This window comes from Thalassococcus halodurans (genome assembly GCF_900108225.1).
Lineage (GTDB): Bacteria > Pseudomonadota > Alphaproteobacteria > Rhodobacterales > Rhodobacteraceae > Thalassococcus > Thalassococcus halodurans.
In genome coordinates, this window is the sequence record NZ_FNUZ01000004.1 from 79899 (window position 1) to 103865 (window position 23967).

Genomic DNA, 23967 nt, shown 5'->3' on the forward strand with positions numbered 1-23967 from the left:
TTGCGTGGGTGCTTCGCCAACGAGGCACCAGATGTTTTACGAACACAAACCGTCGCTTGAAAATGCCAAACCCGTCGCGCCGCGCCGTCTTCAGGTGACGATGGCGATCACGTTGGACGCATTTGAAAACCTGCGGTCGGGCTGGAAAAATCTGGAAACCATTGATCCTAACGCCACGGTCTTTCTAAGCTGGTCATGGATGCGCCGGATCATGCGGGACAACCCCGATGCGTGGCGTGTGCTTGTCGTCAGCGATCTGGCGCAAAACGGACAGGTCGTTGGTCTGTTGCCTGTTGGCCTGAAAAAGGGCGAAGCCTTTGGTGCCAGCGGTTTGCTGGGGGCTGAATACGGCGCGCTGCTGTGCCATCCGGACTATGAGGCGGCGGTGTTGCCGCTTCTGGCCAAAGCGGTTCAGACGCTGGAGTGGACAACACTGCGCGTTTCCGGAAACGGTGCGCAGGGCCGTATGCGCAAGTTCATGGCAGGCTTTTCGTCGAACGTATTCCGCACCGCCAGCCTTCAGAAAGACAGCGCGCAGATCGTTCTGCCAGATAGCGCCGAGGCCTATTTGAAGGACCTTGAAGACACATCGGTCGCCGAACACCTCGTTGCGATGCGCAAGCGCCGTGCGTGGCGGTCCTATGTGTCCGAGCCCGAAGATGTGGCCACGGATCTGGATTTCTTGATGGACATGATGCTGGCAGAGGGCGCCACGGAACAAGCGCTGGTTGCGATGCGAGCGCTCTTGGTCAACGCACAGCATTCCGACGCCTTGTTTCTCGTTACCCTGCGGGATGCAGACGGTCCGATTGGCGTTCTGGCGCACATTCTGGACCACGATCTGGACCGTGTGCACGTTGTGGGCTTTGCCGCTGCACAGGGTGTCGATCGCACTGATGTCCGCGCCAAGCTGCACCTGGACTGCGTGTCTTGGGCAATCCGCCATGGTTTTGCGGTCTATGATCTTGGGCAGGATGCTGATGCTGCGCGCTATGCCAACAGCATGCTGAACACATCCGGCGCACAAATCGTGCGTCGCGGCTGATCTTTAGCGGTCTGCCATCAGGCGGGCCATGTCGATCATCCGTGCGGAAAAGCCCCATTCGTTGTCATACCAACCGAAGATGCGGATTTGCTGGCCGCCGTTGCTGACGATGGTCTCAGGCACCGCGATCACAAGGCTTTCCGGCCGCGCGCGCAGGTCTGTTGAGACCGTGGCATCTTCGATCAGGCCGATCACTGGGTTTTGTGCAGCCAACTGGCGGACGTAATCCTGTCCGTCGCCTTGAACCGGCGTTTCCAGCTGCAAGACCGCATCAATCGCCGACACCGAGATCACGGGCACACGCACCGCCGATCCGGTTACACGGCCAGCCAGATCGGGCAGAACATCGTCAATCAGTTTTGTCGCACTTGTGGTGGTCGGCACCATAGACACAGCACCTGCACGGCTGCGCGCAAAATCCCCACGGGGGGCGTCTACCATCGGCTGGCTGCCGGTGTAGCAATGGATCGTTGTCATATGCCCGCGGGCGATGCCCAGCGTTTCATGCACAGACCGCAACAAAGGGGCGAGGGCGTTGGTGGTACACGACGCGTTCGAAACGATACGCGCGTCGCCCATGCGGCCTTCGTTCGCCCCCAGAACCAATGTTTCTTCGGCTTCCGTGCAGGGCCCAGAAATCAGTAAATTTTGCGCGCCGGCACTCAGACCTTTCGCGGCATGATCCCGCGTTTTGATGGTGCCTGTGCAATCCATCACCACATCAACGCCCGCCAAATCCAACGCACCAAGGTCGCCTTCGCGGGTCAGCGGGATGGCACGTTCGCCAATCAGTAGGTTGGTGCCGTCGTGGCGGACATCCTCGGGGTAGGGGCCGAACACACTGTCGTATTTGAAGAGATAGGCGCAGCTTTCGATCGTTGCGATATCGTTGATCAGCGCGATTTTGATATCGGTGTGATCCGACAGAAGCTGGCGCAATACCGTGCGGCCGATCCGTCCGAACCCGTTGATTGCAATGCGCATAAAACGATTCCCTTCGCATGTCTTAAGGCGGAGAGTTTCGCAGATATCAGACGGGCGCAACCGGGACCAGTGACGCAGATAGGGGCTTTGCCCCCTTGGCCTGCGGCCAATTCCTCCAAGGTATTTGGGGAAAGAAAATACCAAATGGGTTGGTGCATTTTCTTTCTGGAAATACCTCCGCCGGAGGCAAAATCCGAGGACCCAGCCGTTAGGCTGGGGCCGAGATATCAAGCGCGGGCGCTAGCCCGCACAATCAGGCAACGTTTTCCAGACCGGACTGCGGTGTGACGCTCAGTGCATAGCACACATCACGGGTCAGTTCGGGGCGGTTCAGCGTGTAGAAGTGCAGTTGTTCAACGCCGCCATCCAGCAGGTCCGAGCAGAGTTCGGTGCAGATGGTTGTCGCCAGCAGATCCTGACGGCCATCCCGTTCCGCGGCTTCGAACGCCTCAATCACCCATGCGGGGATTTTTGTGCCGCAGGCTTCCGCAAAGCGACGCGCGCCTTTCCAGTTTTCGATGGGCAGGATGCCCGGCACGATCGGTTTGTCGATGCCTGCTTTTTCACAGGCGTCGCGGAAGCGGAAGAAGGTTTCAGCTTCGAAGAAGAACTGTGTCAGGGCCTCGTCCGCGCCTGCGTCGAACTTGCGTTTCAGGTATTCCACGTCTGCTGTGGCCGAGGATGCCTCGGGGTGTTTGTCGGGGTATGCGCCGACGCGGATGGTGAAGTTGCCTTCGTCTTTCAGGGCTTCGATCAACTCGCATGAATTCTGAAAGCCGCCTTCGGTCGGAACAAAGCCGTTCGCGCCTTTGGGCGGGTCGCCACGCAGGGCGACGATGTCTGTGACGCCTGCTTTGGCGAAGTCGCGGGCGATGGTCAGGGTTTCTTCGCGGGTCGCGTCAACGCATGTCAGGTGCGCTGCGGTGCGCAGGCCGGAGTGCTTGTGAATGGTGGCAACGGCGTCGCGTGTCAGTTCGCGTGTCGTGCCGCCAGCACCATATGTGACGGAAACAAAGCGGGGGCCCAGCGGGGCCAGTGTCTGTACGGTATCCCACAGGCGGAAAGACGCTTCGAGCGACTTGGGTGGGAAGAATTCGAGCGAAATCTCGGGGCGGTTCATTGTTTTATCCTTGCTCAGGTTTGAGCCCTTGTCGCACATTCTGGAATGTGAGACAAACTCATAAATCTCAACAACAACATGAGCTGGATTCCAGAATGCATATCGAGTTTCGTCATCTTCGCACGATCAAAGCGATCCATGAATCCGGCGGTTTGGCCCGTGCTGCCGATCAGTTGAATATCACGCAGTCTGCATTGTCTCATCAGATCAAAGGGTTAGAGGATCAGGCGGGTGTCGAGCTTTTCGTGCGGCGCTCCAAGCCAATGCGGCTGTCGCCAGCTGGCTTGCGTTTATTGAGGTTGGCTCAACAAGTTCTGCCGCAGGTCGAGGCGTTGCAGGCCGAGTTTGACGGGCTTCGGAAGGGATCGTCTGGCCGGATGCATATCGCGATTGAGTGTCACGCCTGTTTCGAATGGCTCTTTCCGGTGTTGGAGGCATTCCGCAAGGATTGGCCGGATGTGGATGTCGATATCCGTCCAGGCCTTGCCTTTGACGCGTTGCCCGCGCTTCTGAAAGAAGAGGTCGATCTGGTGGTGTCGTCGGATCCGGAAACGATCCCCGATGTGACCTTTACCGAGCTGTTCGATTACAACCCGGTTTTTGTCGCTGCTGCCAGCCATCCGCTGGCGCAGAAAGAGTATATCGAGGCGGATGATTTCCGCGGTCAGACGCTGATCACTTATCCGGTCGAACGCACGCGTTTAGATGTGTTTTCCCAGCTTTTGATCCCGGCCAAGGTTGAGCCCGCCGCTGTCCGGCAGGTGGAGCTGACGGCTGTGATCCTGTTGCTGGTTGCCTCCAATCGCGGCGTCGCGGTTCTGCCGGATTGGGTTGTGCGCGAGGTCAAATATAACTCGGATTACGTCACGCGGCCTTTGACCAAAGACGGCATTACACGGCGCCTTTATGCGGCGACGCGGTCGGATGATGTGGATAAGAAATACGTGCAGGATTTAATCAGCTTTGCGAAACGCGAAGCTGTTAAATTGCAATCAGCCTGAGGCACGCCAGAGATGCCTCAAGCTTAATCGATGCTCAGGCGGTCCGCTGGTGTGCGGCCTGTTCAGAGCAGTTGAAGGTCAGATGCCATTTCGCGGCCGTCACGGCCTTCGCGAAGTTCGTAGCTGATCTTCTGGTTATCCGCGAGGCCAGTCAGCCCCGAGCGTTCTACCGCTGAAATATGAACAAATACGTCTTTCCCGCCATCTTCGGGTGCAATAAAGCCGTAGCCTTTTGTAGTGTTGAACCACTTCACGGTGCCATTCGGCATGTCCCGTGTCTCCTTCTGTCTTACGTTCTTCCGGCGAGCCGGTCTTGACGTAACGGTCGGGCCACAGGAAGAAGTCGACGAAGCCAACCTGATCGGGTCTGAGAAACGACAGTTACCTCTCGACTGTCGCACGGGTCTGATAAAAATCAAGAAAAACCGCGAATGCGTTCACGAACGGCGTGATATCGCGATTGGGAATGAAAGATACGACTATGGTCTTATACGGTTTGAAAAACTGCGACACGTGCCGCAAGGCATTGAAAGCGTTGGGGGAAGTTGAATTTGTCGACGTTCGCGCCGATGGCGTGTCCGAGGATGTGTTGAAAGCGGCTTTTGACGAATTTGGTGAAAAACTGATCAATACACGGTCCACAACCTGGCGCGGTTTGGACGAAGAAGAACGCAAAAAAGAGCCGATTTCGCTGTTGAAAGCGAATCCCACCCTGATGAAACGGCCCCTGATCGTTGCTGACGGGGCCATGTATTTGGGCTGGGATAAGGCCGTTCAGACCGCGCTTCTGGACTAGGTTCCAGCGGCCTGTGCGGGGGCGCTTGGCGCGGCCATGGGGCTGCGTTTTGCGATGAATTGATCCACCGACAGCGCACCTGCGCCTTTGACGGCGATGATGACAAAGGTCAGCATCCAGAATGCCCGTTGGTCCAGGATCGCGCTGTCCGGTGCGCGGTCGAACCACGCGCCCAGTGTCTCTGCGTGGGCGATACCGCCGTGGCCGTATAGGTCGGTCAGGCTTTGGACGGTGACAAATCCGATCATGCCCAGGGCAGCGGGACGGGCCAATAGGCCGATGACCAGCAGGGGTGGCAGGATGAATTCGGCGTAGGTGCCCGCCATCACGACCAGCCAGTGAAACACGCTGAGTTGGCTGGCGTCATATCCGGCGGCTTCCAGTTGTTTCGGGAATATCTGGGCGTAGGCCCCGACAGAAGGGCTGAAGAACCCGCCGATCCCTTCACCCAGTTTGGTTTTGGCCGAGGCCCAGAAATATCCCAAGAGCGTGGCGGCAAAGACAAAGCGTGCCAGCAGGGGCAGGATCTGGTCGTTTCGGTCGGTCGGGGCGAACAGCAGTTTGTGCAGCATGGTGCGGCCTCTTTGGGTCAAACGGTGATACGGGCAATTGCGCCTTCGGTGAAAAGCAGGGTCAGGATTGCGCCGACGTCGGTGTCGGGGGCATTTTCGATGGCTTGAGACAGGGTTTTGCCTGCTCCGAGCGCGCGAATGAATTTGGCGGCGTTTGCGGGCAGAAGGTGCGGTTTCGGGTCGAACTCTTTGCGCAGGATCAGGATATCTTGTGCCGCTGCCTGTGGTTGGGGCGCGGTCGGGTCCAGTGCAAAGGTGTAGATGTCGTGGATTGGCCAGACCGATTGCAACAGGATCGCAGAGGGGGCGAGCGACAGTTTTGCGTCGTCAATCTGTTCGGGAGCCAAAGACTGCAGCGCCGAGAACGGTTGCGGATCGTGATTGGCGGCGTGGTACGAGGTGCGCAGCCCGTATTCCAGCGCAGCGATATCCGGCAGATAGGGAAGATTGGCCAGTGCCTGAGTTTGGGCCAGAAACTGCGCAAAATCCGCACCGTAAAGCATCATCAACGGCGATTGCGGCGGGTTTGCACGGGCGTAGTGGGTGGCCAGAGCCCGAAAGTTCTGGTCACCCAACAACGAGTGGATCGCCGGAAAACCGGTTTGGAGTGCGTCCACGAGTGAAACGGTGACGTTGTTGCGATACACGCCATAGCGCTTGGGCGAGGGAACGCCTTGGGCGTTGGTCAGCCCCTGCGGCATGGGCGCATCGGGGTTCAAAAGCCCCGCGCGGAAATCGGTTTGCGTGGTCATACGAACACCCGTGTCAGGGCTTGTGCGGCGCGGTCGGCCTCGGCGGCCAGAACGGGCCAGTCTGGAACATCGGTGTCCCATTCCACCAGCAACGGGCGGGGGCCGGAGTGGGCCAATGTGATATCCAGAAGCGCCCAGACCGGATCAGCGATTTCGCGGCCGTGGCTGTCGATCAACAGCGGTTTGCCGTGATCATCTTCGTCCTCGTCATGGCCGCCAAGGTGGATTTCGCCGACTTCTTCGAGTGCGAAGTTGGCAATGTAGTCTTGGGGTGAGAATTCAAGGTTGGTGGCGGACACGAACACGTTGTTCACGTCCAGCAGAAGGCCACAGCCGGTGCGTTTGGCGACTTCGCGCAGGAAGTCGGGTTCGGACCATGTGCTTTCGGAAAAGGCCAGATAGCTGGAGGGATTTTCCAACAGCATCTTGCGGCCAAGGGTGGCCTGCACCTGATCGATGTGATCGCAGATGCGGGACAGGCTGGCGTTGGTGTATGGCAGCGGCAGCAGATCGTTTAGATATTCGGCGCCGTGGCTGGACCATGCCAGATGTTCGGAAAAGCTGGCGGGGTTGATCCGGTCGCAAAGCGTTTTCAAGCGGGCGAGGTGATCGGCATCCAGCGGGCCTTCGCCGCCGATCGACAGACCCACACCGTGGACCGAAATCGGAAAGCGGCTGGCCAGCGCATCAAGCTGTGCCAAGGGACGGCCACCTTGGCCCATGTAGTTTTCCGCATGGATTTCGAACCAGCGCGTTCTTCCCGCGTCTTGCATGATGTCGGCAAAATGCTGGGGTTTATAGCCAAGGCCGGGGGCCAACGGCAGCGAACACATGGTGGTATCGAACATCGTCTTATCCTGCGGGAAAAGGGTGCGTGGGGCAGGAAGGCCACCCCACGCAAAGTGACTTATGTTGTGGGCAGATCGCGATCGAGCGCTTCGAGCGAACCCATGCGCGCCTTGCCGTCTGCCATCGCAGGCAGTTCGATCGACGTGCATGTGCCTGCGTCAACCAGCGTGAAGGCGTTGCCCTGATAGTCGACTTTGGATGTGCCGGCGCAGGTTGTGCCCGGGCCTGCGGCGCAGTCGTTTTCACCTGCGAGGGAAACGCCGTAGCATTTCTCTTTTTCCATGGCGTGTGCGCTTGTTGTTGCGGCTGTCATGGATGCGGCAACTGCACCAATCAGTGCGACTGTTTTGAGTGTTTTGGACATTTCGGTTTCCCCTGTCTGATGACATGTTTCAAAAAATCCGGAACGGGATCGGTTCCGACGCCATCAGGGTGCCGCGAGAAGCGGGAGCAGGCCATTCACAGGCCCGTGGGTCACGATCTGCTTATCTCGTGTTATGGTTGTGTGATGGATTGCAGGTGCAGCAAGGCTATGTTTTTCGGGCCGAAATAAAAAAGGCCCCGCGTGCTGCAGGGCCTTTTTGTAAGATTTCGCAACCTTCCAGTGGCGGAATGTTACAGAAGATCGGGCGCTTTCGCGGCCTTGGCCAGCTCGTCCGTAATTTCCGTGAGCGATGTTACAGAGGTTTTGTTTTCGCCCAGACGGCGCACGGTGACGGTACGCTCTTCGACTTCGCGGTGACCGACGGCCAGAATGACCGGCACTTTGCCGACCGAATGTTCACGGACCTTATAGTTGATCTTTTCGTTGCGAATGTCGGCCTCGGCGCGGATGCCTGCTTTGCGCAGGATATCGACGACCTCGGTCACGTAGTCATTCGCTTCGCCAGTGATCGAGGCCACGACGACCTGACGCGGGGCCAGCCAGAACGGCAGCTTGCCTGCGTGTTCTTCGATCAGGATGCCGATAAAGCGTTCGAACGATCCCAGAACCGCACGGTGCAGCATAACGGGGCGGTGCTTCGACCCGTCCGCGCCAACATAGGTCGCGTCCAGACGTTCGGGCAGAACAAAGTCCACCTGAAGCGTACCGCACTGCCAGTCACGGCCGATGGCGTCGGTCAGAACGAATTCCAGCTTGGGGCCGTAGAAGGCACCTTCACCTGGGTTCAGCTCGAACTCGCAACCTGCGGCCTGCGTGGCGGCTTTGAGGGCGGATTCGGATTTATCCCAGACTTCGTCGGATCCGGCGCGTGTTTCGGGGCGGTCAGAAAACTTGACCTTGAAGCCTTCAAATCCGAGGTCTTTGTAGATGCCTGACAGGAAGTCGATAAACCGTTTGGTTTCATCTTCGATCTGATCTTCGCTGCAGAAGATGTGCGCGTCATCTTGGGTAAACCCGCGAACGCGCATGATGCCATGCAATGCGCCCGAAGGTTCGTACCGGTTGCACGACCCGAATTCGGCCATGCGCAGCGGAAGATCGCGGTAGGATTTCAGGCCTTGGTTAAAGATCTGGACGTGGCAGGGGCAGTTCATCGGCTTAAGCGCATTGACCGCCTTTTCGCGGGCGTGTTCTTCGTCCACTTCGACGATGAACATGTTTTCCTGATACTTTTCCCAGTGACCCGAAGCTTCCCACAGTTTGCGGTCAACGACCTGCGGTGTGTTCACCTCGACATAGCCGCCCGCGCGCTGGGCGCGGCGCATGTAATCCTGAAGTGTGGTGTAGACGGTCCAGCCGTTCGGGTGCCAGAACACCTGACCGGGGGCCTCTTCCTGCATGTGGAACAGGTCCATTTCGCGGCCCAGTTTACGGTGGTCGCGTTTGGCGGCCTCTTCCAGCATCAGAAGGTAGGCCTTCAGGTCGTTGCGGTTCTGGAAGGCGACGCCGTAGATACGCTGAAGCATCTCGCGGTTGCTGTCGCCCCGCCAGTATGCGCCGGCCACGGACATCAGTTTGAACGCATCACCGGGGACCTGACCTGTGTGCTGCAGGTGCGGGCCGCGGCACAGATCCTGCCAGTCGCCATGCCAGTACATGCGGATCGGCTGACCATCATCAGGGATCGCGTTGACCAGTTCGACCTTATAGTTTTCGCCGGTCTTTTCGTAGTGCGCGATGGCATCGGCACGCGACCAGACCTCGGTCCGGACTTCGTCGCGGGCGTTGATGATGTCTTTCATCTTCTTTTCAATCGCGCCGAGGTCTTCGGGTGTGAAGGGCTCTTTGCGGTCAAAGTCATAGTACCAGCCGTTGTCGATAACGGGGCCGATGGTGACTTTGACGTCGGGCCAGAGTTCCTGCACCGCGCGGGCCATGATGTGCGCCAGATCGTGGCGGATCAGTTCAAGCGCTTGGGGCGCGTCCTGCATGGTGTGGATCGCGATGTCCGCGTCGGCGTCGATCGGCCACTGCAGATCCCAGTGCTGGCCGTTGATGGTGGCCGAGATCGCTTTTTTGGACAGGGATTTGGAAATGGAGGCCGCGACTTCGGCAGGGGTGATACCTGCGTCGAATTCACGTGCGTTGCCATCGGGGAAAGTCAGGGAAATCTGGGCCATCGGCCGTGCTCCTCGTCGGTTTGGCGCCCACAGAACGCCCGGTTGCGGGTGAATGTTTGAGGCACATGTGACGGGCCAAAGCCGATAGGTCAAGATAGGTTGTTGTGCGCGATATGTGTTCGCGTTATGTTCTTTTGGGTAATTTGATGCATTTTTCGACGTAGGGCACATTTCATGAGACGGTTTGACGATATTCTGGCCATCGCGGCTGAACAGAAGGGCAGCTTTGGCGCGGTGCTAGAGGATATTCCGGTTCCCAAAACGCCCGAAGAACTGGCCGCTATTCCAGATGATCGCTGGCTGTCGACCATGGCTTTCGGGATTTTTCCAGCTGGGATGAGTTGGAAAGTAGTCGAACGCAAATGGCCCGATATTGAAGAGGCGTTTCACGGCTTTGACGTGGCGCGTGTCGCGGGCATGTCAGAGGCTTGGTTTGATGAGTTGATCGCCGACACGCGTATCATTCGCAGCCCGCCCAAGGTTCGGGCGATCCGCGACAATGCGGTGATGATCCAGCAGGTTGCGGGGGAATACGGTAGTTTCGGCAAAATGATCGCCGACTGGCCGTCAGATGATTTCGCCGGATTGTTGCAGTGGATCAAGGCGAACGGAGCGCGTCTGGGTGGCGCGACAGGGGCCTATGTGATCCGCCGTATGGGTAAAGACGGTTTCGTGCCCACACAGGATGTGGTCAAGCGGCTGGTGGCGGAGGGCGTGATCGATAAAGCGCCGTCATCGAAAAAGGCATGGGCGGCTGTGCAGGACGCGTTCAATGCTTGGGCGAAAGAGTCCGGTCGGTCCCTGACCGAGATCAGCCGCGTTCTGGCGCAAAGCGTCGATTAAGCGGAACCATGCGCGCCCGTCCGGTGTTTGTCTGCGACAGCAGACGATGCGGGACGGGATATGAGCGATACGACGACCGAAAAACTATACGACACGGTGACCAGCGGCACATCCGAGCCAGACGCGACTGAGGCGCGGAATGGTTTGCGGCATATGGTGTCGCTAAGCATGACCAAAGTCGCCGATGGTGTGCTTAGCCCCAAGCTGGTGCTTGCGTGGATATTGAACAGCCTCGGGTCGCCATCTGCTCTGGTCGGCCTGCTGGTTCCGATCCGTGAGGCGGGTGCGCTGCTGCCGCAGATTTTGATGGCGGGCCGCTTGGCGCGGATGAAGTATCGCAAATGGTTCTGGATTGGCGGATCGTTGGGGCAGGGCCTGTCGGCTGCGGGCATCGCGGCCTCGGCCCTGTTGTTGGAAGGCACCGCTGCCGGTTTGGCGGTCTGTGGATTTCTGGCGGTTCTGGCGCTGTCGCGGGCGGCCTGTTCGGTCAGCTACAAGGATATTCTGGGTAAAACCGTTGCTGAAAGTCGCCGAGGAACAGTGACAGGTGTTGCTGGCACGGTGGCTTCGGGGGCCGTTGTTATCTTTGCGCTGTTGCTGTTGGTCGGCGCGTTGCAGGACGTGACCATTCTCGCGTCGGCGCTGCTGGTGGCCTCGGTCCTTTGGATCATTGCCGCGCTGTTATTTTCGCGAATGGAGGAAGAGGCGTCAGAGCCGAGTGATGCGCCCTCAATTGACCTGTCGCCATTGCGGGATGACGCGCAGTTCCGACGTTTTATCATGGTGCGTGGTGCATTGACGGCGACGGCGCTGGCCCCGCCGTATTTGGTGCTTCTGGGCGGCGACGAGTTCGCACTGGGCGCGTTGGGTGGTTTGCTGTTGGCGTCGTCGGCCGCGTCTTTCGTCAGTTCGTACATTTGGGGTCGTCTGGCCGATGTGTCGTCACGCAAGGTGTTGATGCTGGCGGGTGTGGCGGGGGCTGCTGCGATGCTGGCGGCTGTCGCGGCGTCCTGGGCAGGTGTCACCAGAATTGTTTGGGTTCTGCCCTTGATCCTGTTCGGACTGCAGATCGCCTACAACGGCGTGCGTCAGGGACGGTCCACCTATCTGGTGGATATGGCACCCGAAGACAGCCGGTCGTCGTATGCGGCTGTGGCGAACACGCTGATCGGCACCTTGTTGTTGGTGGCCGGTGCGTTTGGCGGTGCGCTGTCGTTCCTATCTGCGGAAGCGGCTTTGATCGGGTTTGCTGGCCTGTCGGTTCTGGGCTCGCTTCTGGCGGTTGGGCTGGAAGAGGTCGAAGACGCGTAACGCCGCTCTGGTAATCTGCCGCTCGGGCCGTCATTCTGCGCCCAAGTGAAGGAGGCGTTATGAGCGACGTTGCATATCTGGATGGCCCGAAGGGTCGCAAACTGGCCTATGTGAAAACCGAAGGTAAGGGGCCTTGTGTTGTGTTCCTGTCCGGTTTCATGTCGGACATGGAAGGCACAAAGGCCGTGCATCTGGAGGCATGGGCCAAGGCCCAAGGGCGCGCGTTCTTGCGGTTTGATTATTCCGGTCACGGTGTTTCGGGCGAACAGTTTGTCGATGGTTGCATCGGCGATTGGGCGGAAGACGCCTGCGCTGTGATCACCGCGGCGGTTGAAGGGCCGGTTGTATTGGTTGGCTCTTCTATGGGGGGCTGGATTTCCTGTCTGGTGACCAAGGCAATGCCCGATCGCATCGCGGGGTTCGTTGGTATCGCCGCCGCACCTGATTTCACCGAGGACGGTTTCTGGGCGTCGTTCAATGATGCGACACGCGACAAACTGATGACGGAAGGGCAGGTCAGCCTGCCGTCGGATTACGTGGACAGCTACATCATCACCAAGCGTTTGATCGAGGATGGGCGCGACCAGCTGGTTCTGCGTGATCCTCTGCCGATGTCTTGGCCTGTGCGTCTTTTGCAGGGAACTGAAGATGCCAGCGTCAGCCGCGAAACGGCGTTGCGTCTGTTGGATCATATCGACGGAGCGGATGTGCGTCTGACCTTGGTAAAAGGGGCCGATCACCGGTTTTCCGAGCCCGAGTGCCTGAGCATGATCGAAGAGGCGGTGCTGGATATTGTCTGACAGATTTGATCCAGCCGCGCTGGCAGACGGCGTTGATGCCTATCTGGCGACCTCGGAGGCGCAGGTCGCAGGGCTGGACGCCCGCGTGGCCAAGCGCGTGGTTTGGTCGGGCGCGCCCGAGGATCAAACGGATTGGGCGGTTGTCTATCTGCACGGCTTTTCTGCCACGTCCGAGGAAATCCGCCCAGTACCGGATAAAGTGGCCGAGGCGCTTGGCGCCAACCTGTATTTCGCGCGGTTCACGGGTCATGGTCTGGATGGCGAAGCGTTGGGGCAGGCGAGCCTTGATCGCTGGCTGCAGGACATGGATGAAGCGCTGGCCATCGGGCGCGCGATAGGTCGCCGCGTTTTGCTGATCGGCACGTCGACTGGTGCGACATTGGCGACTTTGGCCGCGATGCGTGGGCTGCCCATGGACGGGGTGGCGGGCTTTGCCTTTGTATCCCCGAACTTTGGACTGCGTCCCAAGATCACCAAGCTGCTGGATTGGCCCAAGGTCGATGTCTGGGGGCCTTATGTGGCAGGCAAGGAGCGCGGGTTCCAGCCGCAGAACGCGGACCATGCCGCATTCTGGACGACGCAATACCCGTTCAAGGCGGTGCTTCCTATGGCCGAAGCGGTGCGTGGTGTCTGGGCGGGGGATTTGGGCGCGCTGATGCTGCCTGCGCTGATGGTGTATTCGCCGGACGACAGGATCGTGTCGCCTGCCAAGACCGAAAAGCTGGCTGAAAAATGGGGCGGCGTGGTCGAGTTGTGCCCCATTGCGCAACAGGACGGGATGGAGCCGGACGCCCATGTGATTGCAGGCGATATCCTGTCGCCGGGGATCACCGGTATGGCGGCGGAAAAGATCGTTGCTTGGGTGCGTGCGTTGCCTGCATGAACCGGCGATCTTGGTTAAGCGGGAATTAAGCTTTTGCAGGCAAACTGACGTGGTTTTCGGGGGAACATGCCCCACCGCGACAGGAGGTCGATGTGAAAGATCTGGTCACAGAACAAAGCGGCGACGTGCAAATGCGCGCCCTGATCGACGGTTTGTGGCGGTCGGCCAACTTTGGGGCGGTCTTTGAAAAGGCAGTGCACCGTGACGTCGTCCTGCATGGGGGCGAGGCAGAGTATAAAGGACGGCTGGCGGTTGCGACCTCGGCGCTGGGGCCGATGGTGGCCTGTCCGGACCGCCATGTGATTTGCGAAGACATGGTTTCCCACAAATTGGCAGATGCGCGGGATATCGGCGCGGCACGGCTACGGGTGTCGGGGCGACACGCGGGCGGGGGCGTGTGGGGCGCCCCCACAGGGCGGGACATCAGTTATTCCGTGATGGTGGAAACGACCGTCTCGGACGACAGGATCACTGACATCTGGCGCGTCAGGGATACAGGCGCTGTTTTGTCAGCCTTGGATATCGTGCCCGAGAAATGGGCCGATGACATGCTTGGCGCAACATTGCCCGATGATGTGGTGTTCACGGATGCGGCGGTGACCGACCATGGGGCCGAGGCCGGGAACAACAGCGATTGGGCGCATGTCTGGTCGGATTTGCTAGAGCGCGCGATGGAGGGCGGGTTCCAGCTGTTTGATCAGCAATACGATCCGGGCGCGGCGCTTCACTATGCGGGCGGCGTGACGGCACATGGCCCGAAATCAGCACAGGCGTTCTGGCTGAACCTGCGGTCATGCTTTCCTTCGGCCGAGTTCCGTATCCTGCGCAAACTGGGGGGCGACGCGCCGCTGGCAGCGCCGCGTGCGGCATTGCGCTGGGAAATGCGCGGGCGGCATGACGGTTGGGGATCGTTCGGGGCGCCAACGGGAAAAGAGGTCGTCATTTTGGGCTTGTCGCAGGCCGAATTCGGACCGGATGGCGTGCGGCGGGAATGGTCGATCTTTGACGTCGGATCGGTCTGGATGCAAATCCGGAAGGGTGGCATTTCCTCTCGTTTGGCTGGGACAGCCGGTGCCTTAAAAACCTAAGGGCTGATTGCGGCGAAATGCCGATAGACAGGGGCAATGAAGTGCGATTTGAACGCGGGTAGATTTTAAGCCCTTTGTTCAGGTGTGTTCATTGACAAGAGTATTCTTTTGCCACGGTGTCCCCGGTGGCGACGCCGAACGGCAGTTGTTGGCCAGTGCCAATCCCGATGTCGAGATCGTTGATCTTAACATATTTGAGCACCTGCCCGAGGATGTCGAGCGGGCTTTGTCTGTCGCGGTTCCTGCGTCCGAAACGGCACAAGGCGATATTCATCTGGTGGGATTTTCTATTGGCGCGATGGCTGCGCTTCAAATTGCAGCGCGCTGTCCTGACAAGGTCTCAAAGGTGACACTCATCTCTCCGGCGGCACCGCTGCAGTTGGGGGATTTCCTGCCTGATATGGCGGGTAAGGTGGTTTTTGAACTGGCCGCCCATAAACCAAAAGTGCTGGCGCTTTTGACAGGTGTCCACGCCGCGATCGTGCGTGCGGCACCTGCGCTGCTGATCAAGGCGTTGTTTGCCAAAAGCACGGCGGCAGAACTGGACCTGTTGAAAGACGCGGATTTCCAAAGCGCGATGAAGCGGGTGCTTATACGGGCTTTCGGGGAATACAGGTCGGCCTATCTCGCGTATCTGAAGGCCTATGTTCTGGATTGGCGATCTGTGCTGCCCCAAATCCGCTGTCCGGTTGATATCTGGCACGGCACGGCGGACACATGGTCACCGATCGCGATGGCCTATGCTCTACGTGAAAATATCTCGACTGAATGCACCGTGCGTGAAGTTCCCGACAGCGGACATTATTCTACGCTGTTGCAGGTGCGGCTATAAGCGGGCGGTCTGCGTGGCCTTTCATTTCCGCTAGCTTCGCAAGCAAAATAACGCTAAACTTGGCGTCAGACCCGGACAAACGGGCGATATGAGGCAGTCGAAGGCGGTTTTCCATGACGGAAATGGTTTACGGCACGGTTCCCGTGCGCGACGTAGAACCGATTCTGCCCAAGTGGTGGCGGACGGTAGATACGTGGACGTTGACATGCATCCTGATCCTGTTCGGGATCGGCATGTTGTTGGGGCTTGCGGCCTCTCCGCCCTTGGCAGAACGCAACGGGTTTGACCCGTTCCACTATGTTCAAAGACAGGCGATCTTTGGCGGCGCGGCGCTGGTGGCGCTGTTCCTGACGTCGATGATGTCGCCCACATTGGTGCGGCGCTTGGCGGTAATCGGCTTTGCCGGCGCATTCGTGGCGCTGATGTTCCTACCCGTTCTGGGCACGGATTTCGGCAAAGGCGCGGTGCGGTGGTATTCGCTGGGCTTTGCTTCGGTCCAGCCGTCGGAATTCCTGAAGCCAACCTTTGTGATCGTTGCCGCATGGATGATGGCCGCGAGCCAAGAGATTGGCGGTCCTCCGGGCAAGCTGTGGTCGTTCATGCTGACCATGCTGATCGTGGGCTTTCTGGTGATGCAGCCGGACTTTGGCCAAGCCTGTCTGGTGCTGTTCGGCTGGGGTGTGATGTATTTCGTGGCCGGCGCGCCGATGATCCTGCTGATTGCGATGGCGGGTCTGGTTGTGATCGGCGGGACGGTTGCCTATCAGAATTCAGAACACTTCGCGCGCCGGATTGACGGGTTTCTGAACCCTGACATCGATCCGACGACGCAGCTGGGCTATGCCACCAACGCCATCCAAGAGGGCGGTTTTTTCGGCGTAGGCGTGGGTGAAGGCCAGGTGAAATGGTCGCTGCCCGACGCGCACACGGACTTTATTATTGCGGTTGCCGCCGAGGAATACGGCCTTGTGCTGGTGCTGGTGATCATCGCGCTTTATGCGACGATTGTGGTGCGCAGCCTGATCCGCCTGATGCGGGAACGTGATCCGTTCATTCGTCTGGCGGGCACAGGTCTGGCCTGCATGTTCGGCGTTCAGGCCATGATCAACATGGGTGTCGCGGTGCGGTTGCTGCCCGCGAAAGGCATGACTTTGCCGTTTGTCAGCTATGGCGGGTCGTCGCTTATTGCAGGTGGGATCGCAGTGGGTATGTTGCTGGCGTTCACGCGGACCCGTCCGCAAGGCGAAATCGGAGATATCCTGCGCGGCAGGATGCGTTAAGACAGGCTGCTCTGCGCCTGTTTGGCGCTGGGCAGAGGGCAAGCGATGGCACAGCCGGACCGTAAAAAACTACTGGTGATTGCCGCTGGCGGCACGGGCGGGCACATGTTTCCCGCGCAGGCTTTGGCCGAGATCATGCTGCGCCGTGGTTGGCGGGTGAAGCTGTCGACCGACGCGCGTGGTGCGCGCTACACTGGGGGCTTCCCCCATTCCGTCGAAATCGAACAGGTCAACAGCGCGACATTCGCGCGGGGCGGTTTGTTGGCCAAGGCGCTGGTGCCGTTCCGTGTTGCGTCAGGCATCGTGTCGATGGCGGTGCGGATGCTGCGGGATAAGCCGGATGTTGTCGCGGGCTTTGGCGGTTATCCGTCCATTCCGGCGCTGGGTGCGGCGACGTTGTTGCGCCTGCCGCGGATGATCCACGAACAAAACGGTGTGCTTGGCCGAGTGAATAAGCTGTTTTCCAAGCGCGTTGATGCAGTGGCCTGCGGGACGTGGCCCACGACCTTGCCTGAGGGTGTCGAGGGCGTGCATGTAGGCAACCCCGTGCGTGGTGCGGTGCTGGAACGCCATGGCGCGGGTTATATCGTGCCGGGTGAATACCCGATGTCGATCCTTGTGATCGGCGGATCGCAGGGTGCGCGTATTCTGTCGGACGTGGTTCCGCCTGCGATTGCGGCCTTGCCGATGGCGGCGTTGAAGCATCTACGTATCGCCCATCAGGCGCGGGACGAAGATGGGGAACGTGTCGCGACCTTCTATGCTGAAAACGGCATTGATGCCGATGTGCAGCCGTTCTTTCACGACATTCCGACCCGTATGAGCGAGGCGCAACTGGTTGTGTCGCGGTCCGGTGCGTCGAGTGTCGCCGATATTTCTGTGATCGGCCGCCCGTCGATCCTGATCCCCTTTGCCGCGGCAACGGGTGATCACCAGACTGCCAATGCCAAGGGGTTGGTGGATGCGGGTGCGGCGATCAAGATCCCTGAATCCAAACTGACCGTCGAGGCCATGACCGAGGCGCTGCTGGCTGTGCTGGACCATCCCGATGGGGCCATGCAGATGTCGCTGGCGGCCCTGTCGCAGGCCAAACCTGACGCCGCTGAAACGCTGGCGAATATGGTCGAAGAGCTTTCTGAAAAGGACAAATCGTAATGAGTGCAGCAGCCACCAAGCTTCCCGGTGACGTAGGGCCGATCCATTTTGTGGGGATCGGCGGGATCGGGATGTCGGGTATTGCCGAGGTTTTGTTGAACCTTGGCTACACCGTTCAGGGGTCTGACCTGAAACGGTCCAAGATCACCGACCGTCTTGAGGGGCTGGGCGCGACTGTTTTTGAAGGCCAGCGCGCGGAAAATCTGGAAAACGCGGCTGTTGTCGTGATTTCGTCGGCGATCAAACCGGGCAACCCCGAGCTGGACACCGCACGGATGAAGGGACTGCCGGTGGTGCGCCGCGCGGAAATGCTGGCCGAGCTGATGCGGATGAAGTCCAACATCGCGATTGCGGGCACGCATGGCAAAACGACCACGACCACAATGGTCGCGACACTGCTGGATGCGGGGAAATATGACCCGACCGTTGTGAACGGCGGGATCATTCATGCCTACGGTTCGAACGCGCGTATGGGGCAGGGCGAATGGATGGTGGTCGAGGCGGACGAGTCCGACGGCACGTTCAACCGTCTGCCCGCGACCATCGCGATTGTCACCAATATCGACCCTGAACACATGGAGCATTGGGGCGATTTTGATAATCTGCGTCAGGGCTTCTTGGATTTTGTGTCGAACATTCCGTTCTACGGTCTCGCGGTGTGCTGCACCGACCATGCCGAGGTTCAGACGCTGGTGGGCAAGATCACCGACCGTCGCGTGCTGACTTACGGGTTCAATGCGCAGGCAGACGTGCGGGCTGTGAACCTGCGCTATGAAAAGGGCGTCGCGCATTTCGACATTCTTTTGCAGAACGAAGACGCCAAGATCGAAGGCTGCACATTGCCGATGCCAGGTGATCACAACGTGTCTAATGCGCTGAGCGCTGTTGCTGTGGCCCGTCATCTGGGGATGAAACGTGATGAAATCCGCGATGCGTTGGCGGCCTTTGGTGGCGTGAACCGCCGCTTTACCCGTGTGGGTGAAGTGAATGGTGTGACCATCATCGACGACTATGGCCACCACCCCGTGGAAATCGCCGCTGTGTTGAAAGCTGCGCGTCAGGCCTGTGATGGCCGTGTCGTGGCCGTCCATCAGCCGCATCGCTATTCGCGTCTGTCGTCGCTGTTTGATGATTTCTGTTCCTGCTTCAACGACGCAGATGTCGTGGCCATAGCCGAGGTCTATGCCGCTGGCGAAGATCCGATCCCGGGCGCAAGCCGCGATGATCTGGTTGCGGGGTTGATCCGTCATGGCCACCGCCATGCACGCGCGCTGCAAAGCGAGGACGATCTGGAGCGCCTTGTGCGCGAACAAACGCAACCTGGGGATATGGTTGTCTGCCTTGGTGCCGGTACGATCAGTGCCTGGGCCAATAATTTGCCTGCCCGTCTTAGTGGAAAAAGCTAAGTCGAGATAATCCTTTTGGCGCAAAGACATGTTGCTGGACCTGCGCTTTAATACGGCTGTGACCTGAGGGGGTGCACACCTGAGCCGATGACTTTCGGTTCGCACTTTGGGTAACGCGTAGGAGGTACGCTATGAGCCTGTCTTTGGTACTTGCGCTTGTGTGGGCGCTGGCGGCGAATGTTTTGGCGATGATCCCGTCCAAGGATAATCACTGGACGCGGGCCTATATCCTGATCGGGATCGGCATCCCGCTTTTGGGGTATGTCACCTATGAAAACGGGCCTTGGATCGGCCTGTTGGTTCTGGCGGCAGGTATGAGTGTTCTGCGTTGGCCCGTGCGTTATCTGTTGCGCTGGGTGCGTCGACAGATCGGGCAGGAAAAGGCATAAAGCCGCCTTTTGTCGCCGCGCATATGCGCTGAAATCTTGCGTCCCTGCGCGGTGCGCAGTAGCAGAGCAGGCATGACACAGAAGCTTCCGACACCTCGTGGCCGCTTGACGGCGGACCGTTCCCTGAATGATCTGACATGGTTGCGTGTCGGTGGTCCTGCGGATTGGTTTTTCCAGCCTGCGGATGTCGAGGATTTGCAAGAGTTTCTGCGCGATCTTCCGTCCGAAATTGATGTGTTCCCCATGGGTGTCGGATCGAACCTGATTGTGCGTGATGGCGGTTTGCGTGCCGTTGTGATCCGGCTGGGTCGTTGGTTCAACGGGATTGAGGTCGATGGCACGCGGGTGCGCGTGGGCGCTGCGGCGTTGGATGCCCATGTGGCCAAGAAAGCCGCAGAGGCGGGCGTTGACCTGACCTTCCTGCGCACAATTCCCGGCAGTATCGGTGGCGCGGTCACAATGAACGCAGGGTGCTATGGCTCTTACGTGGCGGATGTGTTTGTCGAGGCGCGTGGTGTGACCCGTAAGGGCGAATTGGTGACACTGACCGCTGATGATCTGAACTTCCGCTACCGCCAGAGCGATCTGCCCGAAGGTATGGTGCTGATCGATGCGGTGCTGGAAGGCGATGCAGGTGATCCGGAGGAACTGCAGGCGCGGATGGAGCATCAGCTGGCAAAACGTGATGCAACGCAGCCCACCAAGGACCGGACAGCGGGGTCGACCTTTCGCAATCCGGCGGGACATTCTTCGACCGGCAAGGCCGACGATGTGCATGATCTAAAGGCCTGGAAGGTCATTGATGATGCTGGCATGCGCGGTGCGACGTTGGGTGGCGCGCAGATGAGCGAGATGCATTCGAACTTCTTAGTGAACACTGGAGAGGCAACTGCCGCTGATCTGGAAGGTTTGGGCGAAGAAGTGCGAAAAAGGGTTTTCCAAAACAGTGGAATAGAGTTACATTGGGAAATCATGCGGGTCGGTGATCCGGAATGACCAACGGGCGCTAGACCCGACACTCAGGTGACCACAGGCAGGTTGCCAAAAATATAAAACAAAAGGGCACGGCAATTTTGGCCGGAACCCTGAACAAGAGGCGATTGGGAATGTCGAGCAGGACATCCCCGAAAGTGGCGGTACTGATGGGCGGACCCTCGGCTGAACGCGAGGTTTCCCTCAGCTCTGGGCGTGAATGCGCCGCTGCTTTGCGGGACGTAGGATTCGAAGTGATTGAGGTCGACGCAGGCCCCGATCTTCCTATGCGCCTTTCCGAAATAGCGCCGGATGTTGTGTTCAACGGTTTGCATGGCCGTTGGGGCGAAGACGGCTGCGTGCAGGGCATTCTGGAATGGATGGGTCTGCCGTACACGCATTCGGGCGTTCTGGCGTCGTCGCTGGCGATGGATAAAGAGCGTACCAAGAATGTATATCGCGCTGCTGGCTTGCCGGTAGCGGAAAGCGTTCTGGCGGACAAAGATGCCGTGATGGCCGATCACGTCATGACGCCGCCCTATGTGGTGAAGCCTTATAATGAAGGGTCTTCTGTTGGTGTCTATCTGGTGGATGCCAACGCGAATACTCCGCCGAAACTGTCGGATGAGATGCCCCAGACTGTGATGGTCGAAGCGTTCCTGCCGGGACGTGAGTTGACCTGCACTGTCATGGGCGACCGCGCGCTGGGCGTGACGGAAATCCTGACAGACGGCTGGTATGACTATGAAGCGAAATACGCCGCTGGCGGATCGCGCCATGTGTGCCCCGCTGAGTTGCCGGACGAGATTACGGCGGCCTGTCTGGATTACGCGTTGCGGGCGCATCAGGCACTGGGCTGCCGTGGTGTGACGCGCACCGACTTTCGTTGGGATGAAGGCAAAGGTCTGGATGGGTTGTTCCTGTTGGAAACAAACACCCAGCCCGGCATGACCCCCACATCGCTGAGCCCCGAGCACGCCGAGTTGATCGGCATGAGCTTTGGCGAGTTCTGCAAATGGATGGTGGAGGACGCGTCGTGCAACAGGTGAACCGCGCCGATCCGGCACCATCGCGTCTGAAGTATCGTCTGCACCGGATGATGTTGACGCCGCTGTATCGCTTGATGCTGCGCGTGGGCATTCCGTTTGTTGTGGCGTTTGGCGCAGGCGCGCTGTGGTTCAGTGATGAAGGTCGTCGCGACAGCTTTGTCGGTGCGGTGGCCGATGTTCGTGACGCGGTGCAGCAGCGTCCCGAGTTCATGGTCAAGCTGATGGCGATTGATGGTGCGTCCGAAGGCGTGGCCCATGCGATCCGTCAGGTTCTGCCTTTGGACTTTCCGATTTCGTCCTTTGATCTGGATTTGGATGCGATGCGCACAACGGTCGTCAAACTGGATGCTGTTAAATCTGCGCGCTTGAAAGTGCGGCAGGGCGGTGTTTTGCAGATCGACGTGACCGAACGGGTGCCTGTTGCGCTGTGGCGGACCGACGAGGGGCTGTTCGTTCTGGACCGCGAAGGCGTGGCCATCGGTATGGCAGCATCGCGTGTTGATTTTCCCGACCTTCCCGTGATCGCGGGCGAAGCCGCAGACGCGGCGGTGGTCGAGGCGCTTGATGTGATTGCGGCCTTGGGGCCGCTTCAAGCGCGGTTTCGGGGTCTTGTCCGTATGGGCGAGCGCCGGTGGGATGTGGTGTTGGACCGTGGGCAGCGCGTTCAACTTCCATCAAAAGGCAGCGTTGCGGCGCTGGAACGGGCCATCGCAATGGATCAGGCGGTTGATCTGATGGGCCGTGAATTGACGACTGTCGATCTGCGTTTGGCAGAAAGACCAACATTAAGAATGTCCGAATACGCCGTCCAGGAGCTCTGGAAGATTAAGGCGATTGAGGCAGGGGTTAAGAATTAAAAATGATCGAGCTTTATGAAACCCAACGGGCAATGAGAAACATGCGTCGTGCAGCTATGCAGCGCGGCGTGATTGCGATCCTTGACGTGGGATCGTCCAAGATTGCCTGTCTTGTCCTTCGGTTTGATGGAAATGATCGCGCGCTGGACAGCGACGGGATCGGATCGCTGGCGGGGCAGTCCGGTTTCCGCGTGATTGGTGCCGCTACGACGCGGTCGCGCGGTGTGAAATTTGGCGAAGTGGATTCCATGGGGGAAACCGAACGCGCCATCCGCACCGCTGTTCAGGCCGCTCAGAAAATGGCGCAGATCCGTGTCGATCACGTGATCGCCTGTTTCTCGGGCGCAGACCCGCGCAGCTATGGTCTGGCGGGTAAGGTTGAACTTGAGGGTACGACGGTCAGTGAACAGGATATCGCGCGGGTGCTGTCATCTTGCGATGTTCCCGACTTTGGCGAGGGCCGCGAGGTGCTGCACGCACAGCCGGTGAACTTTGCTTTGGATCACCGTTCGGGACTGGCTGATCCCCGTGGTCAGATCGGGCAGGAACTGGCGACTGACATGCACATGCTGACAGTGGATGCCTTGGCGATCCAGAACCTTGTCCAGTGTATCAAACGCTGTGATCTGGAACTGGCGGGTCTGGCGTCGTCGGCTTACGTGTCGGGCATTTCGTCGTTGGTTGAGGACGAACAGGAACTGGGCGCGGCGTGTATCGATCTGGGCGGCGGTGCGACCGGCGTTTCGATCTTTATGAAAAAGCACATGATTTATGCCGATACTGTGCGCATGGGCGGCGATCACGTGACCAGCGATATTTCGATGGGCCTTCAGGTGCCCATGGCGACCGCCGAGCGTATCAAGACATTCTACGGCGGTGTTGTGGCCACCGGCATGGACGACCGCGAGATGATCGAGATCGGCGGCGACACAGGTGACTGGCATCACGACCGCCGCACTGTCAGCCGTGCGGAACTGATCGGCATCATGCGTCCGCGGGTCGAGGAAATTCTGGAAGAGGTCCGCGTGCGTCTGGACGCGGCGGGCTTCGAATACCTGCCGTCGCAGCAGATCGTTCTGACCGGTGGCGCAAGCCAAATTCCGGGGCTGGACGGTATCGCTTCCAAGATTTTGGGTCAGCAGGTGCGTCTGGGCCGTCCATTGCGTGTGCACGGGCTTCCTCAGGCGGCAACAGGGCCGGGGTTTGCCAGCGCGGTGGGCCTGTGTCTGTTCGCGGCACACCCGCAAGACGAGTGGTGGGACTTTGAAATTCCCGTGGATCGACTGCCTGCAAGGTCGTTCCAGCGTGCAGTGAAGTGGTTCCGCGACAACTGGTAACCGCTATATCTGCCGAAATCGGCGAAATCCCGCATAACTAGCCAAAAGAATCTCCATATTTTGTGGAATGAACGCGTTTTT

25 protein-coding genes are annotated in these 23967 nt (G+C 59.1%); 17 read left to right on the forward strand and 8 right to left on the reverse strand.

What is annotated here, in order from left to right; genetic code table 11:
- The first annotated feature begins 31 nt into the window (after positions 1-31).
- Positions 32-1045 carry a GNAT family N-acetyltransferase gene (locus C4S59_RS12880; protein ID WP_103910939.1) on the forward strand — a complete coding sequence of 338 codons (1014 nt, stop codon included), beginning with the start codon at positions 32-34 and terminating at the stop codon, positions 1043-1045.
- 3 nt (positions 1046-1048) lie between these two features.
- Here the strand turns inward: C4S59_RS12880 and C4S59_RS12885 are convergent, their stop codons facing one another.
- Positions 1049-2029: a type I glyceraldehyde-3-phosphate dehydrogenase gene (locus C4S59_RS12885; protein WP_103910940.1), complete on the reverse strand. Its 981-nt coding sequence runs from the start codon at positions 2027-2029 to the stop codon at positions 1049-1051.
- 253 nt (positions 2030-2282) lie between these two features.
- On the reverse strand, positions 2283-3149 hold the full coding sequence (gene metF, locus C4S59_RS12890; protein WP_103910941.1) for a methylenetetrahydrofolate reductase [NAD(P)H]: 867 nt from the start codon (positions 3147-3149) through the stop codon (positions 2283-2285).
- A 95-nt stretch (positions 3150-3244) separates the two neighbouring features.
- On the opposite strand from metF, the gene C4S59_RS12895 reads away from it, so the two are divergent.
- The gene (locus C4S59_RS12895) at positions 3245-4150 is read left to right on the forward strand and encodes a LysR family transcriptional regulator (protein ID WP_103910942.1); all 906 of its coding nucleotides are present in this window, start codon (positions 3245-3247) and stop codon (positions 4148-4150) included.
- 62 nt (positions 4151-4212) lie between these two features.
- Here C4S59_RS12895 and C4S59_RS12900 read toward each other — a convergent pair whose 3' ends face one another.
- A complete protein-coding gene (locus C4S59_RS12900) occupies positions 4213-4419 on the reverse strand; it encodes a cold-shock protein (RefSeq protein WP_103910943.1) in 207 nt (68 codons plus the stop codon).
- A gap of 212 nt (positions 4420-4631) precedes the next feature.
- Here C4S59_RS12900 and C4S59_RS12905 point away from each other — a divergent pair, with 212 nt between their 5' ends.
- Positions 4632-4946, forward strand: a complete 315-nt coding sequence (locus tag C4S59_RS12905; RefSeq protein ID WP_103910944.1) for an ArsC/Spx/MgsR family protein — start codon at positions 4632-4634, stop codon at positions 4944-4946.
- Here C4S59_RS12905 and C4S59_RS12910 read toward each other — a convergent pair.
- The 5 genes from C4S59_RS12910 to thrS all read right to left on the reverse strand — a co-directional run bounded on the left by C4S59_RS12910 (position 4943) and on the right by thrS (position 9684).
- Positions 4943-5518: a DoxX family protein gene (locus C4S59_RS12910; RefSeq protein WP_103910945.1), complete on the reverse strand. Its 576-nt coding sequence runs from the start codon at positions 5516-5518 to the stop codon at positions 4943-4945. The two genes, C4S59_RS12905 and C4S59_RS12910, sit on opposite strands and share 4 nt — an antisense overlap.
- A 17-nt stretch (positions 5519-5535) precedes the next feature.
- The gene (locus C4S59_RS12915; protein WP_103910946.1) at positions 5536-6270 is read right to left on the reverse strand and encodes an HvfC/BufC N-terminal domain-containing protein; all 735 of its coding nucleotides are present in this window, start codon (positions 6268-6270) and stop codon (positions 5536-5538) included.
- Positions 6267-7118 carry an MNIO family bufferin maturase gene (gene bufB, locus C4S59_RS12920; RefSeq protein WP_234994764.1) on the reverse strand — a complete coding sequence of 284 codons (852 nt, stop codon included), beginning with the start codon at positions 7116-7118 and terminating at the stop codon, positions 6267-6269. Before bufB ends, C4S59_RS12915 begins: the two co-directional genes overlap by 4 nt.
- 59 nt (positions 7119-7177) lie before the next feature.
- Positions 7178-7483 carry a BufA1 family periplasmic bufferin-type metallophore gene (locus C4S59_RS12925; RefSeq protein ID WP_103910947.1) on the reverse strand — a complete coding sequence of 102 codons (306 nt, stop codon included), beginning with the start codon at positions 7481-7483 and terminating at the stop codon, positions 7178-7180.
- A gap of 251 nt (positions 7484-7734) precedes the next feature.
- Positions 7735-9684, reverse strand: coding sequence for a threonine--tRNA ligase (gene thrS, locus C4S59_RS12930; RefSeq protein ID WP_103910948.1), 1950 nt, complete (start codon positions 9682-9684; stop codon positions 7735-7737).
- A 174-nt stretch (positions 9685-9858) separates the two neighbouring features.
- On the opposite strand from thrS, the gene C4S59_RS12935 reads away from it, so the two are divergent.
- From C4S59_RS12935 to ftsA, 14 genes are all read left to right on the forward strand, one after another.
- Positions 9859-10527, forward strand: a complete 669-nt coding sequence (locus C4S59_RS12935) for a DNA-3-methyladenine glycosylase I (protein ID WP_103910949.1) — start codon at positions 9859-9861, stop codon at positions 10525-10527.
- Between the two features lie 60 nt (positions 10528-10587).
- A complete protein-coding gene (locus C4S59_RS12940; RefSeq protein WP_103910950.1) occupies positions 10588-11838 on the forward strand; it encodes an MFS transporter in 1251 nt (416 codons plus the stop codon).
- A gap of 59 nt (positions 11839-11897) precedes the next feature.
- Positions 11898-12638: an alpha/beta fold hydrolase gene (locus C4S59_RS12945; RefSeq protein WP_103910951.1), complete on the forward strand. Its 741-nt coding sequence runs from the start codon at positions 11898-11900 to the stop codon at positions 12636-12638.
- Complete coding sequence (locus C4S59_RS12950; protein ID WP_160006871.1) at positions 12631-13521, forward strand: alpha/beta hydrolase; 891 nt, start codon at positions 12631-12633, stop codon at positions 13519-13521. Before C4S59_RS12945 ends, C4S59_RS12950 begins: the two co-directional genes overlap by 8 nt.
- A gap of 92 nt (positions 13522-13613) precedes the next feature.
- Positions 13614-14609 carry a nuclear transport factor 2 family protein gene (locus C4S59_RS12955; protein ID WP_103910953.1) on the forward strand — a complete coding sequence of 332 codons (996 nt, stop codon included), beginning with the start codon at positions 13614-13616 and terminating at the stop codon, positions 14607-14609.
- A gap of 91 nt (positions 14610-14700) precedes the next feature.
- On the forward strand, positions 14701-15441 hold the full coding sequence (locus tag C4S59_RS12960) for an alpha/beta fold hydrolase (RefSeq protein WP_160006874.1): 741 nt from the start codon (positions 14701-14703) through the stop codon (positions 15439-15441).
- 113 nt (positions 15442-15554) lie between these two features.
- Entirely contained in the window at positions 15555-16721 is a 1167-nt protein-coding gene (ftsW, locus tag C4S59_RS12965) for a putative lipid II flippase FtsW (RefSeq protein ID WP_103910955.1), read from the forward strand.
- Positions 16722-16766: 45 nt separating this feature from the next.
- Positions 16767-17876, forward strand: coding sequence for a UDP-N-acetylglucosamine--N-acetylmuramyl-(pentapeptide) pyrophosphoryl-undecaprenol N-acetylglucosamine transferase (locus C4S59_RS12970; protein WP_103910956.1), 1110 nt, complete (start codon positions 16767-16769; stop codon positions 17874-17876).
- Positions 17876-19282 carry a UDP-N-acetylmuramate--L-alanine ligase gene (gene murC, locus C4S59_RS12975; RefSeq protein ID WP_103910957.1) on the forward strand — a complete coding sequence of 469 codons (1407 nt, stop codon included), beginning with the start codon at positions 17876-17878 and terminating at the stop codon, positions 19280-19282. The genes C4S59_RS12970 and murC overlap by 1 nt, the downstream gene beginning before the upstream one ends.
- Before the next feature lie 131 nt (positions 19283-19413).
- Positions 19414-19671, forward strand: a complete 258-nt coding sequence (locus C4S59_RS12980; RefSeq protein ID WP_103910958.1) for a DUF2484 family protein — start codon at positions 19414-19416, stop codon at positions 19669-19671.
- Between the two features lie 72 nt (positions 19672-19743).
- The gene (gene murB, locus C4S59_RS12985; protein WP_103910959.1) at positions 19744-20667 is read left to right on the forward strand and encodes a UDP-N-acetylmuramate dehydrogenase; all 924 of its coding nucleotides are present in this window, start codon (positions 19744-19746) and stop codon (positions 20665-20667) included.
- A gap of 104 nt (positions 20668-20771) precedes the next feature.
- Positions 20772-21692 carry a D-alanine--D-alanine ligase gene (locus C4S59_RS12990; RefSeq protein WP_234994765.1) on the forward strand — a complete coding sequence of 307 codons (921 nt, stop codon included), beginning with the start codon at positions 20772-20774 and terminating at the stop codon, positions 21690-21692.
- On the forward strand, positions 21680-22549 hold the full coding sequence (locus tag C4S59_RS12995; RefSeq protein WP_234994766.1) for a cell division protein FtsQ/DivIB: 870 nt from the start codon (positions 21680-21682) through the stop codon (positions 22547-22549). Before C4S59_RS12990 ends, C4S59_RS12995 begins: the two co-directional genes overlap by 13 nt.
- A 2-nt stretch (positions 22550-22551) precedes the next feature.
- Positions 22552-23886, forward strand: coding sequence for a cell division protein FtsA (gene ftsA / locus C4S59_RS13000; protein ID WP_103910962.1), 1335 nt, complete (start codon positions 22552-22554; stop codon positions 23884-23886).
- The last annotated feature ends 81 nt before the right edge of the window (positions 23887-23967 follow it).